The organism is Lysinibacillus sp. UBA5990, from assembly GCF_002429815.1.
GTDB lineage: Bacteria > Bacillota > Bacilli > Bacillales_A > Planococcaceae > Lysinibacillus > Lysinibacillus fusiformis.
Genome location: NZ_DJAY01000015.1, coordinates 1,108,043 through 1,121,600, shown reverse-complemented (window position 1 = coordinate 1,121,600; position 13,558 = coordinate 1,108,043). Strand labels below are relative to the sequence as shown.

At 34.7% G+C, this 13,558-nt stretch carries 14 protein-coding genes; 5 read left to right on the top strand and 9 right to left on the bottom strand.

Translation table 11 applies throughout. The annotated features are described in order from the left end of the window. Positions 1-272 precede the first annotated feature (272 nt). Positions 273-1,250 carry an HD domain-containing protein gene (locus B3D94_RS18135; protein ID WP_291758970.1) on the bottom strand — a complete coding sequence of 326 codons (978 nt, stop codon included), beginning with the start codon at positions 1,248-1,250 and terminating at the stop codon, positions 273-275. Beyond that, a complete protein-coding gene (locus B3D94_RS18130) occupies positions 1,251-1,898 on the bottom strand; it encodes a class I SAM-dependent methyltransferase (RefSeq protein ID WP_291758967.1) in 648 nt (215 codons plus the stop codon). It lies immediately after the preceding gene. 1,207 nt (positions 1,899-3,105) lie between these two features. On the opposite strand from B3D94_RS18130, the gene B3D94_RS18125 reads away from it, so the two are divergent. Continuing rightward, positions 3,106-3,759, top strand: coding sequence for a FusB/FusC family EF-G-binding protein (locus B3D94_RS18125; protein ID WP_069481163.1), 654 nt, complete (start codon positions 3,106-3,108; stop codon positions 3,757-3,759). A gap of 386 nt (positions 3,760-4,145) precedes the next feature. On the opposite strand, the gene B3D94_RS18120 is transcribed toward B3D94_RS18125, so the two are convergent. The 4 genes from B3D94_RS18120 to B3D94_RS18105 form a co-directional block, all read right to left on the bottom strand. Further along, positions 4,146-4,355 (bottom strand): hypothetical protein, encoded by a 210-nt coding sequence (locus B3D94_RS18120; RefSeq protein WP_025117169.1) that lies wholly within the window; start codon positions 4,353-4,355, stop codon positions 4,146-4,148. Positions 4,356-4,564: 209 nt separating this feature from the next. Next, positions 4,565-5,563: an HAAS signaling domain-containing protein gene (locus B3D94_RS18115; RefSeq protein WP_291758958.1), complete on the bottom strand. Its 999-nt coding sequence runs from the start codon at positions 5,561-5,563 to the stop codon at positions 4,565-4,567. Continuing rightward, the gene (locus tag B3D94_RS18110; RefSeq protein ID WP_069481161.1) at positions 5,550-5,900 is read right to left on the bottom strand and encodes a PadR family transcriptional regulator; all 351 of its coding nucleotides are present in this window, start codon (positions 5,898-5,900) and stop codon (positions 5,550-5,552) included. Before B3D94_RS18110 ends, B3D94_RS18115 begins: the two co-directional genes overlap by 14 nt. A gap of 392 nt (positions 5,901-6,292) precedes the next feature. Then, a complete protein-coding gene (locus B3D94_RS18105) occupies positions 6,293-7,147 on the bottom strand; it encodes a leucine-rich repeat domain-containing protein (RefSeq protein ID WP_291758953.1) in 855 nt (284 codons plus the stop codon). A 107-nt stretch (positions 7,148-7,254) separates the two neighbouring features. Between B3D94_RS18105 and B3D94_RS18100 the strand changes: the two genes are divergently transcribed. Further along, positions 7,255-7,602, top strand: a complete 348-nt coding sequence (locus B3D94_RS18100) for a hypothetical protein (protein WP_069481159.1) — start codon at positions 7,255-7,257, stop codon at positions 7,600-7,602. A gap of 65 nt (positions 7,603-7,667) precedes the next feature. On the opposite strand, the gene B3D94_RS18095 is transcribed toward B3D94_RS18100, so the two are convergent. Beyond that, the gene (locus B3D94_RS18095; RefSeq protein ID WP_291758949.1) at positions 7,668-8,681 is read right to left on the bottom strand and encodes a S66 family peptidase; all 1,014 of its coding nucleotides are present in this window, start codon (positions 8,679-8,681) and stop codon (positions 7,668-7,670) included. A 571-nt stretch (positions 8,682-9,252) separates the two neighbouring features. Here B3D94_RS18095 and B3D94_RS18090 point away from each other — a divergent pair. Beyond that, positions 9,253-9,345, top strand: a complete 93-nt coding sequence (locus tag B3D94_RS18090; protein WP_080709335.1) for a YjcZ family sporulation protein — start codon at positions 9,253-9,255, stop codon at positions 9,343-9,345. A gap of 358 nt (positions 9,346-9,703) precedes the next feature. Here the strand turns inward: B3D94_RS18090 and B3D94_RS18085 are convergent, their stop codons facing one another. Further along, positions 9,704-10,321 carry an FMN-binding negative transcriptional regulator gene (locus tag B3D94_RS18085; RefSeq protein WP_291758942.1) on the bottom strand — a complete coding sequence of 206 codons (618 nt, stop codon included), beginning with the start codon at positions 10,319-10,321 and terminating at the stop codon, positions 9,704-9,706. 154 nt (positions 10,322-10,475) lie between these two features. Here B3D94_RS18085 and B3D94_RS18080 point away from each other — a divergent pair, with 154 nt between their 5' ends. After that, on the top strand, positions 10,476-11,885 hold the full coding sequence (locus B3D94_RS18080) for a PLP-dependent aminotransferase family protein (RefSeq protein ID WP_291758939.1): 1,410 nt from the start codon (positions 10,476-10,478) through the stop codon (positions 11,883-11,885). A gap of 281 nt (positions 11,886-12,166) precedes the next feature. On the opposite strand, the gene B3D94_RS18075 is transcribed toward B3D94_RS18080, so the two are convergent. Next, on the bottom strand, positions 12,167-12,484 hold the full coding sequence (locus tag B3D94_RS18075; protein ID WP_291760653.1) for an S-layer homology domain-containing protein: 318 nt from the start codon (positions 12,482-12,484) through the stop codon (positions 12,167-12,169). 224 nt (positions 12,485-12,708) lie between these two features. Between B3D94_RS18075 and B3D94_RS18070 the strand changes: the two genes are divergently transcribed. Beyond that, positions 12,709-13,524 (top strand): alpha/beta fold hydrolase, encoded by an 816-nt coding sequence (locus tag B3D94_RS18070; protein WP_291758936.1) that lies wholly within the window; start codon positions 12,709-12,711, stop codon positions 13,522-13,524. Positions 13,525-13,558 lie beyond the last annotated feature (34 nt).

Sequence of the window (13,558 nt, the reverse complement as noted above, 5' to 3'; positions counted from 1 at the left end):
TAGTAGACGGCACCATCTTGGTGTTAGCACGGTGACAAAGCCAATCCAACTATTTATTTTAATCAGGTATCATTTCAGCCCTGCCGATTTTGGCATTGATTAACATGGGCATGCAAATGAAAAATATGAAAATTTCGTTAATGAGTGCGCTAGTTGTCTATGCTATTATGTTTTCTGGCAAATACTTTTTGTCGATATTCGCCTAACAAGCAAAAGGGCTATCTTTTGACAGCCCCTTTTGCATTATTTACCTTAGCCCTATCTGTCATAGACTAGCTTTTGATGATTCTCACATAAACACCCTTCTCAAACTTTTTAATCGCACGGGTATTTATTTCTTTTACATAGTCTGATAAATCGCTCGCCTTATACAATTGCCGGTGATGATACACGCTCGGATCAATCAAACGTACTTTTTGTCGACTATGAATATCAAAGTTCTCTACATCCTCAATCACTTCTACCTTTTCGTGAAGCTGCTGTAATAAACGTTGAACTTCCTCATCATTTGATGCTTTTATCTGTTCCCATACCGCTTCATCATCTTTCTGAAAATCGACCATGGATAGAATTCCTTTTGCTACGGCGAGCCGTAGGACATGTGCTAGCTTATTCGTTGCGTAAATATTGATTGGTTCCATGAAAAAATCAATCACTTCTTGATAATACGTTTTCACAAACCATTCTGCACTATCGATCGTTTTTACACATAGCTTCCCTTGATAAACGAAGACATCCTCTAGAAATCGTTGAATTTCTTCGAATGAGGCTTCTCCATAGTGAAACATATCTCTTAATGTATAATCTACTCGATCTGCACATAATTCTGGTGCTGGCTGCTCCAGCAAAGACCATCTCGTTATATCAAATAAAATTTTCTCCATGTCATAACGGTATTTGCTAAGAATTCCAGGAATTGCAGAAGGCTGGATAACATCTAGCAATATCGTATCATGATAATCTTCCTCTGTATTTTCAAGGACCACATCTACTACATGCGAAAATGCGGTATGAGAAACATCATGTAATAACCCCGCAATTTGTTCCTCCAATGATCCTCCATATCGTCTAATCAGTAGCATAACACCTAAAGAATGCTCATATCTCGTAATGTCCCATTGACGATTCACCAAATAACCAGCTCCTGCTTGATGAATTCCTTTTAGTCGTTGAACAGGCGCTGACTGGATAAGTTCCTCTAGCACACCATCTATTTCGAACTCTCCATATAAAGCGTCTTTAATGAACATTTATCTCTCTACCTCTATATAGTTCGATATGACAAAAACACCACCACAATGCGAGATTGGATAAAATTGTAGCTGACAACGATCCTGCAAGCTAGTTTTTAGCTCCTCATGGACAAAATAAAACTCATCATCATCCCAATAGCCTTTGCTATCCTGACGGCATTGTTCTAGCTGCTCTCTTGTTTGAAAGGCAACATCGCCTATTAAAATTTTTCCATTGGGTGTTAGTTGCTGTAATAATTGCGTGATATACGTAACCTTCTGCTCATCAGTAAAATGATGTAGGGCATACGTACTAACAATCGCATCATATTGTTTGTTCATCAGTGTTGCAGGTAGACCATTCGATAAATCCCATTCGAGTAAGTTAGCCTGTGGCATTTTTGCCTGTGCAATAGCCATCATCTTCGAAGAAAAATCAAAGCCATCGATCTTGTGCCCATGCTCATAAAGTTTAGCTGTTAAAACACCTGTCCCAAAGCCAATATCTAATACAGTCGATGCCGGAACTTGCATGACCTCATTAAAAATTTTATTTAAAATGTCTTTATAGCCTGCAAATGGGTATTGCTGATTTTCTTCACTAAGTTGAACGGTTTGGTCATAGCCATCCGCCCATAGATCAAAACCTTGTTGATTTAATAGCATAGTGCCTCCTAAATTGAATAAATTCTCCAAGCATTGTTTCGTTGACAATTCATTTTCTGTGTCATCACAATTCCTCCTTTATTAACCAATTCATTCCATTATAGCAATCTTTTATCTATCGAACAATTCAGAAAATATATAGGGCAATTAGCAAATATTATACTTTTGTTGAATTTCTCTAAGCTCTTGTTCAGCTGTAGATACTTCTTCCTGTGCTACTGGCTCATGCGCATTAACACTCTGTGCGGATGCAAAAGTTAAATACTGAAATATTAATTACCGAAATATTCCTATATTCCATTTTTTATGAAATAATAATTATATTGAGTAGCTAAAATATAAAAAGGAGATGGCTTAATCCAAGTTACAAATAAAAAGGGGTTATTATGGATTAGCATTATCATGACCTTATTGTCCATTTTCTTTGTATCTTATGGTACCAATAAATTTGGAGCCCCTTTTCAATTTATAAGTTACATCGGTGAGAATGAGTTATCATCTGTATTTTCTTTATTTACCAGGAATGGTATTACTTCAATTCAATTTAATATACTTTATTTCTTTATAGATGTTACCCTTATTTACTTTATTCTTTTTTATGGTAGAAAAATAATAAGTTTATTAAAAATAAGCAAACAATCCTAAGTTTTCTCTTAAGAAGCTCTGGATTTCAAGAAAGACAGGCTGTTATATAGATGATGAGTAAAATAAAATTTACATTAATAAACAATTGTACTTTGATGTAAAAAACTAAAACATTCTCATTCAGTCTTCCAAAAAAGAAAAAATCGCGCATAAACATCATGCTTGAATTATTTAAAGTATAAACGATCTCAACTTGATAAATTTACATGGTCTTAGACATAACTTCGATCCATATGCCATAGTTAATGAAGGCAATTGGGTCATACATGTTTAAATACTTATCACCACTTCACTGGTCATTTGACTATTGAAAATCAAGCGTAACATTTGATAAAATTAAAAAATCAAGATCATTCGCTTTTTAGACTAAAAATAAAAAACTTATATAAATCAATCATCCTTAAGGGAGGGATCGAAATGTCCGCATTCACTTGTAATGCATGCTCTAGAACGGCTTCTGAGGTCAAAGAGGTCTAAATTAAGTTATAACCATAACAGAAATTGAATGATCTCTTAGGCCAAATGCTTTTAAAATTAGCCTATAAAACAGGAGAGATTTCAAATGGAAAAACAAACAATTCAGCCGTTCTTAACGGTCGCAAACTATCACTTACTGGAACAGCAATTGAGTAAAATTTTACATGCCCTTACCACAACGAAGGACAAAAGTGTCATTCTTGCAGTAAGAGGTCTTGTCGAAACGGAAATTACTACCAAATTAGAGTTATCCACTGAGGAAACACAGCTTGTTGAACAGCTTTTCACCGTCACAGATCGTGCGCACGGCGATGTCTTGTTAGAGCAGTTAAAGCCTTATGTCATACCGTTTAAGCCAGTAACAGCTAGCACGCTTAAATCATTGTTTAAAAAGGAGAAAAAGCTGAAGCTACCTAATTTAGATGAACTTGATTTTCAACAAATTTGTTATCTAGCATGGGATGATGTTGGGACACATCGAAAATACGTTGTCCTCGAACAAGACGACAAACTACAGGGGATTAAAGGGGTATTTTCCAACAATACTGTTCGCGGTATTTGCGCCATCTGTAACCGTCATTCAGATGTTGGCTTATTTACGACTTCCATTAAAGGGCAAGTCGTTGGTACATTTACTAACCATAGTAATTATATTTGTGCAGATAGCCAAACATGTAACGAGCATGTATCAGATATGAATAGAACACGCGAATTTTTCCAACGAATAACCCAAAAATAAACGAAACAAGGCAGAAATGTTGTGTAGGCAACATTTCTGCCTTTTTAATGGCTAGCGCAATTTGACTCTTGTAGTGGCATAGCTTGAATGAAAAATGACACTTTCCCCTTCTCTCCATTCCAGATGTTCAACACCCAAAACAGATAAACCGTCTTACTGAAGATTTCTTTCATAACTAATAAGCGTTACTGTATCTATGTCTTCCTTTTTGATGACACTATTCTCCTCCCGCATCCTGCTTGGAAAAACTTCAGCAGCAGACACAAAAAATCACCTCCTCTATAAAGAAACTATAGGAGGAAGGTGATTAACATCAAACTCATATAAAATTATTATGCTATTATGCTATAGGTCACACATAGCTTTATTAAATCTCGGCACTACGTTTAGCGTGACTCTTTTGGTGGCTGGCATACATCACATTTTCTTTGATGTTTATTTTTAAATTTAGTAAATGTTTTTTCAAAGTTACTACCACATGCACATTTAAAGAGTAACTTTTGAGAAAACCCGTGATATTCCGTCGATAGCAACTTACTTTCCGAATTGTTCTCAACAAATTCTTTAATTTTACCAATCGTCCAACGTTTATTCATTTTCTTACACCTCCATACTTTCTCGTTCTGCGGAGGCTTTTCTTGGCATCCGTTCAAGGTCTTAATTAACTTAAGCTCCTCATTATAACATGAGCTGGCACACAAAAAACAGATGGAAGCTATCTTATTCAACGTTCATATTCGCGTTCTTTTTTTGGAATAGCTAAAATCATTTAAGTTACATGTAGTAATGGAAGATACAAAAAGAATTAACGGATTCGAGCCTTACGGAATCCATCGAATATATTGATGGCTACAGATAAAATAAATATGATGATTCCCCCGCTAACTACCCATATTTCAAATTGCTTCGTTGTTGTGGTAAATAATTTACTCATGTGAGTTATAAATTCTTGGTTCATGACATTCGGATTACTTATTATCACAATAAAGACAACCGTTGATAAAAGCTCAAGAATAGCATTTAAGATGGCTATTTTTTTCGTCCATTGTCTTTTGAATAATTTGTAGAGTGCTAACCCAATTTCAAGTGCGATCACAACTACTATAATTGGCCAATAACGAAGGAATACATCCTGATTAAATGCTGGAGTTACAAATTCGAGTCCATTTCTCCCGCCTTCATAGATTCCTAAAAGGTGATTGGCATTAAAATAAATAGTTGCCCAAATCGCCGTCCACATTAAATAGCCAAATACTTCAAGCTTCGTAATCGCCTTTTTCTTAGGAATATAAATGACGTTTTTCAAATCTTCAGGGGTCCATTTTTTAAGACTCGTTGACAATGGATGCTGATCTTTATCTTTATCCGTTCGTTCAACAATAACAAAAACAAGCGTTAGCCAAAAAAAGACGTGGATTCCTACTTCGATGATTCTAAATATGCCTTCACCTAAAAGTGTGAGGACCGCATTGATAACCTCTTCTTCTCCTCCAAAACCAATAAAATATTCAGCCACCATCGAGATTAACGCAATGACAGCGGCAATTGGTAAGATCATTTTTAATAACGATAAATATACATCAAAGTAGCGTGGGCCAATTAAATGCATAGGTTGATCTCGATAGCCACTCGCTAATTCTGCTGGATTCCCTAATTTTTCAAGAACATCCTTTACATCATCATCACTGTAATCATCAGACAGCATATCGCTAATAGTTGAGCGTAACTCCAGTGCAATATCCTCACGATTTTTTTCTGGCAATCTCCGTGTAACCTCTTGAATATAAATATCAATCAGATTCATCTTTATCCTCATCCCCTTTTAATAACTCATAGAGTTGTTTTGAATTATGAATCCATTCACTTTTTAATTGCAAAAAGATTTCTAATCCATATTCACTTAATACATAGTACTTTCGTGGTCTACTCTCAGATGTATCCCAGCTGCTCGTCACTAAATCCTGTTTTTCTAATCGGCGAAGCAATGGATATAGGGTGCTTTGATCAATGTTAATGCCCGAATCTTCTAATAACTGAACAAGGGAATACCCATACTGGGGTGTTCGTAATTGACTTAAAACGGCTAATGTCAGCGTTCCTCTCCTAAGTTCTGTCGATAATGAATTCAGTAGTGTACTCATTCACCCACCTCAATTTTTTATACTATATGACATACAGTGTATAATTCATACTATGTATCGTACACTATTGTTGTTACAATAACAAGCGAAATTAAACACTATTGTAAAAATAATCTATATGTTCTGTTACACAAATCTTTATTGTTGAAAAGAAAGATACTTTTGCACAAAAAAAGAGGATAAATAGTTGAAACTACAATTTATCAAGACCATTTGATCAAGGTAAAAAACTTTTAACCATACTGGATAGCCTTAGACAATTGCATAAAAATAGCCCTCCACATTTGATTGTGGAAGGCCTTTTTATTTACGATAAAAACGTTTAGCGAGAACTATTCACGTATTTTTCGAACTTTACTTATATGGTCAAAGCATACTCAACTGTTCTACTTCTACAAATATACGATACAGCCTCTTGCCTCTAATTCGTCTAACCAGCTCGGGATTTTTAATTCATGATTCCACCTTAAATCTAGTCGTTCTAAGCTTTCCATTGCTAATAGTGATTCAGGTAATTCCGTTAAATCATTACTTCGTAGATCTAATTCTAATAGATTTTTCAAATGACCAATCGATGCTGGCAATGTTTTCAATTTATTTTGTCTTACATTTAACCGTCTTAATTTTATACATGTATGTATTGAATCAGGTACTTCCTGTAATTGATTTTCTTCTAACTCCAATACCCGTAATAATGCTAGTTCTCCGATTTTCTCAGGCAAAAAGGTCATGCTATTTTTTTTCAAATGTAATTCTCTTAAATTCGTTAATCTACTCAAACTTTCTGGCAACTCCGTTAAACGATTATTCATTATTCGCAGTTCTACCAGTTTATTTAGATTCCCAATTTCCTCTGGTAGTTCACTCAACAGATTATCACTTAGGTTTAAATATCTTACTTTTGTAAGCTGGCCGATTTCTGGAGGAATCGATTGCAATTGATTATGATGAAAATACAAATAGTCCTCCATATTCACTAAATGACCAATTTCAGGAGGAATGAGATCAATATGATTATGCCCTGCATCTAACATTCTCAGATTCTTTAAGTTCGTGATTTCTGCTGGCAAATTGTTAATTTTATTGACTGAAATATTCAGTATTTCTATATTCGTCATTTCAAAGATTTGTGTAGGTATTTCCCTCAAATCGTTATCAAATAGATTCAAATCCCCTATTCCCTTTATTTGGGATTCCTTGAAATGAGGTAAAGTTTTTAAATTCATCTGTGCTAAGTTAATTTTCATGTTCATCTTCTCCATAATTTAATTTTGAAGCTAATGTGAAGAGAGTTTTGGACGATAATAGGATATGTATGGTAAATACTAAAAAATTAGGAAGGTGGAAACTTTTTATGATAACATCGAGAAACTCATCATCAACTATGCAATATTTAATGACTCGTCGATCTTATAAACAAGGTCTCACACAACAAAAGCAAAACAACCAAAACAGTAACGACATTAACCGTACTCCTAAAGAGAAACAAGAGAGAATCGATCATGTGAATAAAATTATTGAAAGCAGCAAAACCTCTAAACTCACAACTAAACAAATTGACACACTTAAAAATGCGGCTAAGGATGGTTTGTTGGGCTCTAATAGTAATAAATTAGGACCATTAGCGCAACATAATCTCCAAAATATTTTATCAAAATCTAAGTACTTCACCACACAAAAAGCTTATCGAAATTCCATCTAATCGCATAACCATACAAACAACCACCCTCTAAATCTTTTAGAGGGTGGTTTTATATTGGGAACTACTTAAATAAAGTGTTGCACAATAGTCCCTTTACCGTTATATGATTCTATTTCTGCATATGCTCCGTTTATAAAAGTAATTTGTGGTGGCACATGCCCACAATCAATGTCATAGATTATAGGAATTTGTAGCTCCCCGGAAAGTTCTTGATAGACATCTTCAATTGTATAATTTCCAACGGATGTATTAGCAGCACTTCTACCAAACAGAATACCTGAACAATCATTAAACCATCCAGCTAATTTCATTTGTACAAAGGTTCTGCGTAGATCAGTCGTGGATAATTCGCAGTTTTCAAAGTACCATATAATAGAATCACCTTGAATATGCGTTTCTTGAAAGCTTTGAACATCACCGAATTTCGTTCCAATCAAATGTTGGATAGTATCTATACATCCACCAAGTAAACGCCCTTCAATTTTCACCCTCTCCACTGATGTAGATTGCCATTTCGTTTTTTCCGTAAAATTAAAAACATAAGGCGTAGGGTTATCGAACTGCCATTCCTTTTGATATTGGTCTGACGAATGCTGTACGATGGATTCTCCTTTTTTTAAGGATAAAACTGATTGCCACATGGCCGTTGTATCATCAGAGTACTCTCCTCTTAAATCTATTAAGTTCGTTCCATGTGCAGTAGCGATACCCGTTGTTAATGTAATTGACAACAATAATAGACTAACATCTGAGTACCCTAATATCCATTTTGGCTGAATATTGGAGAAATCAATATATTCAAGTATTTCAATAAGAAGCTCCCCACCCCATGGAGGAATAATAATATCGATATCATCATTAGCCATCATGTGCTGAAGCTCTTCGGCACGCTTAATAGCCGGGGCAGATTTTGCCTTATCCTGAGTCCAAACAGTTTCTCCACAAATGACTCTAAACCCCTTATTTTCCATACGAATGCAGGCTGTTTTCAATAAATCATGAAGTTCAATGGGTACACCAGAGGATGGTGCTGTAACGCCAATGGTCATGTCCTGTTTTAAAAATGGATAGTTGATCAAATGAATCACCCCTTAATTTTGTATTATTTTAACACAAATTGTATCCTGTTTTTTAACATTTTTAGAACGTAATTCATTTCTATAGAGCCGTATGCTTATTAAAGTTCACCTTTTTAAAGTGATAATTGGATTCCCACCAAATTTTGTATCTGTAAAGGCATTAATATAACAAGTTTATTTCCTCTTTTTTAAAATGAAGAGTTGTTCTCTATATGCTAGCAATCATTTCACTGCAAAATGACTTTCCCTGTACAGCCTTATTTCCTCGGTTATCCGTTCATACGCTATTATTTCATACACTGCCATAATCTATATTTCCCTAATCAACTGGGTTACTCACCTAGGAAATAAGAAAAAATTTCCCGGGTAAGCGCAGGAACTGACATTATCGATTCATATTACAGCACTAAGCGACTGATTTCAGCAATCTTCTATTTACATGAAATGAATAGGAACTTTATCGACGAAATATTAATATTAATTTTTTCAAAAGAAAGCATTGATTAGATGAATAGCATCTCTTCTATCTATAACTTTACATATTCTAGATGATAGGAAGGAGGGATTTATAATGGGTACAAACTATGACAAACACGATAATTTATCATTCGCACTAATCGTTGTCCTATTCATACTATTAATTATTGTCGGTACTAGGCGCTAGCTTTGCTCAAAATAAATGTCGGGCAATAATTAATAGTCTTCATATCCCCTCCCTTCTTCGAGGTAAAATAATCATAACTTCCTTTTCTATGTTTATCATAAAAGGGTCGCCCCTAAAAATCACGTGTTATCATTAGATAATGGCGAGAACGGAAATGGGCTGTTAGCTAAGTGGGAAAGATTTGTATACAACAAGGGGAAAGCTCTTTTTAAATGTGCTAAATAATTTTACTAGTTATTAGCTGTTCTTTTATTGCACAGCTCTTTTTTGATTTTTATTCTTCGCTTTCTTCGATTCCACTCACTCAATTTCATCAAAAGGCAGAAACGCTCTTAATACCTCGTTTCTGCCTTTTGTTTTAGTCATTTCTGTTTTTCTTCATTGCCTCAGCTACTGCAGAAGCATGTGGATCGTCTTCTTGATAAAGCTCTTTAATAATATTGGCGTAATCCGTACTATTTCGATTTTGACTTAATTTATAGGCAGCCTGAACCTCTTCTACTTTTATTTTAAATCCTTTTATTCCTTTTATTTCTTTTTGTAACATTTCAGGAGATAGCTTTTCCCACAGGACAGGGTTTTCACGGAATTTCTCATATTTTTCTAGTAATTTTGATAAATCCTGTTCTAATTCCTTACCTTCCATAATACTTGCTTTCCCATAAATATGAACGGCTTGATAATTCCAAGTGGGTACATTTTCTTGTTCATACCAAGATGAAGAAATATAAGCATGTGGACCATTAAAAATAGTTAATAGTTGATCCGTCTCCTCGAACGTTTTCCATAACGGATTGCCGTAAGCGAAGTGACCCGTTAGGTAATAGTCATCCTGATCTTGATTAAGCAGTAATGGAACATGGGATGCTACGGGTCTCCCCTTACTTATTGCCACGATTGTCGCAAATGAATTCATTTTAATAAATTCTTTAATTTCTTTCATATCTGTTATTTTATAATACTTTGGAATAAACATATAACCCCTCCTATTTACAATCATTGTGAAACAAAAAATAACGATCCTCAATTTGTTTACAGTTTCTCTTTCACAATGTAATTTGATTATAAGAGGTTGATTGCACCTGTTAACAGAGCCAAATATGTAATTTTGGAAGGAGCCAGTGAAACATATGATTGAAATTACCCCCATATTAAACAATGAAGAACCACTTTATTTTCAGTTATATACATATTTAAAAGCTGAAATTCAAAATGGCCATATTGTCGCTAAAACCAAGCTGCCCTCTCAACGAAGTCTAGCAAATCACTTAAATATTAGTCGTAATACTGTAGATACGGCCTATCAACAACTCCTTGCAGAGGGTTACGTGGTAAGTAAGGAACGACAAGGGCTTTATGTTGTAGAACTCGAGAAGCATTATTTTCAGAATTCTGGTTTAGAATCAGCTGAGAGGATGCCCCAAAAATTTAACCAAGTAAAAGATAGCTCTGCCATTAAGCTTGATTTTAAATATGGAGATATTAATGTAAAAGATTTTCCCTATAAAATTTGGCGTAAATTGAGTATGCACAGCCTTCATGAAGAACAGAGTCACCTTTTTATGTATGGAGATGCACAAGGTGAGCTTGAATTAAGACAATGTATTGCAACCTATCTTTATGAAGCTAGAGGTGTTAAATGTTCAGCAGATCAAATTGTCATAGGAGCTGGTTTGCAGTATCTTTTAGGCGTGTTGTGTAACATAATTGGGAGAAACGAGCTTTATGGAATGGAAGATCCAGGATATCACCGAGTTCGCTATCTATTTAAAGATCATCAAATAAAGATGAAACCCATACCATTAGATGAAAAAGGAATAAGTATTACCCATTTAAGAAACAGTCAAATAAAAGCTATTTATGTCACTCCTTCCCATCAATTCCCAATAGGTAATGTGATGCCTATTTCAAGAAGACTAGAATTGTTAGAGTGGGCCAAAGAAGAGAATGCCTATATTATAGAGGATGACTATGATGGTGAATTTAGATATGCTGGAAAACCAATACCCGCACTTCAGGGATTGGATTCATTTGATCATGTAATTTATATGGGGACCTTTTCTAAATCCTTAATTCCATCCATCAAAATAAGCTATATGGTACTACCTAAGAATTTAATGAATGTATATTGTAAAAACAGTTATTATGTTCAAACTGTATCGAGATTACATCAATATACATTACAGCTATTTATGAAAAGTGGCCATTGGGAGAGACATCTCAATAAATCGAGAAATAGTTATAAGAAAAAATATGAAGCCCTCATAAAAGCCATCCACCAACTATTCGGTGATAAAGTGAAAATCTATGGGGACAGTGGTGGTCTGCATTTACTACTAGAGCCCCATAATAATATGACTGAGGAAGAACTTATTGAAAAGGCAAAAATCGAAGGAGTAAAAGTATATCCAACCTCCATTTTTTACGCTAATCCTTCAGAAGAATTGTCTGCAAAAGTAATGATTGGGTTTGCAAACTTAGATGAAGAAGAGATTTATCAAGGTATTGAGCTATTGAATAAAGCTTGGTATTTATGTTAGGGAAAAATGAGTGTTTTTTCTAAAGGTTTTTGGTTACATGTACTTTTCATATTTTATAGGAGATTATATGTCGTACCTCCATTCCCCTCCCTCCCCTTTACCGCATTGTAAAAATACATTTTTCTATGCGGATTTATATGGACGCTTGATTAAAACTGCTCTAAAAAGGTAGACGATTACGGGTAAAGGGCAAGGGATTGATTAGAGCTTGGCAAGGATGAAGCCAATAAAAAACTACACATGTTACGTCAGCATTGGCTCATACCATGTGTAGTATCTTTTTATTGTTTGACTATTCTTTCTGTTGCAGCCGCTTCAATTTCTCCAATCGCCCAATGTGGAGAAGGGACATCACTAAATGTAGACGTTGTGATTCCTTTTTGAGCTGGTCGTTCAAATAATTGGTTGAGTACTTTTAAGGCTTGCGTCCTTGTTAAGGAACCGTCTGGATTAAATGTCGTTTCACTATTCCCCGTCATAATCCTCCATCTACTTGCTTGATCGATTGCATTTACAGCCAATGATGGGACAAAACGTCTGTAAATGATGGGCGATTTGCAGAGGCATGGCAAATTACTTTTGATGGATCTTGTGCACATAGAGTTACCTTTAAAAATAGGGCGGTATGTATGTCTTGCCTTGAACATGTTTATAGGGCGCAGATTGGTCGTCAATCTTTCTTTTCCTACTATTTAGGGTTGAAATAAATACCAAGGGAGGAAAATCTCATTTTGTTCAGTTATTCCACCATTGTTATATATCCTCACAGCATTTTTTTAATCAAAATATAAAATTGGAATATTTTTCTCTGACAATTCCTTTCATGTTAAAATTTAAATGGGAGGTGTTCCAAATTCCAAAATGTACAATTAATAATGTAGATTTGTATTATGAAACAAAAGGCAATGGTGAGCCATTAATTTTTACTCATGGTGCATCATGGGATCATAAACAATGGGATAAACAAGTGGATTATTTTTCTAAATATTATCAAACCATAACCTGGGATGTTCGTGGTCATGGAGCTTCTTCTCTTCCAAAGGGGAAGGTACATGCTGAAGATTTCTGTAAAGATTTAATCGGTTTGATGAATCATCTAAAAATCAAGCAGGCTTATTTATGTGGTTTATCAATGGGTGGACACATTTCTTTACAAACAGCCATTCACTATCCAGAATACGTAAAATCACTTATATTAATAGGTACACCCTTTACAAACAAATTCAACTGGTATGAAAAGATACTTGTTCCTGTTAATCGTTTTTCTAGCTTGTTCATTCCAATGTCACTTTCTGCAAAAATACAGGCTTATACACTATCTAAGTTTAACGAAGCAAATAAACACTATATTTATTCCACAGTTGCAGCAATGTCTTATAAGAATTGGATTCGAATTTGGAATGCCGTATCTAGAATGGAAAGTGGAAATGAATTAGATAAAGTAAATTGTCCCACCTTAATTTTGCATGGTGACCACGATACTATGATTCAAAGGCAACAAGAGTATCTACATAAAAAGATTAAAATGTCACAGTTAAAAATAATTAAAAGTGCTCATCACGCAACAAATTTAGATAGACCTGATCAAGTAAATGAGTATATCCACCAACACCTTATCAACACATCAACTACCGATTAATTTTTCTGTGCAGTAAGAATTATTTTATTTGTAG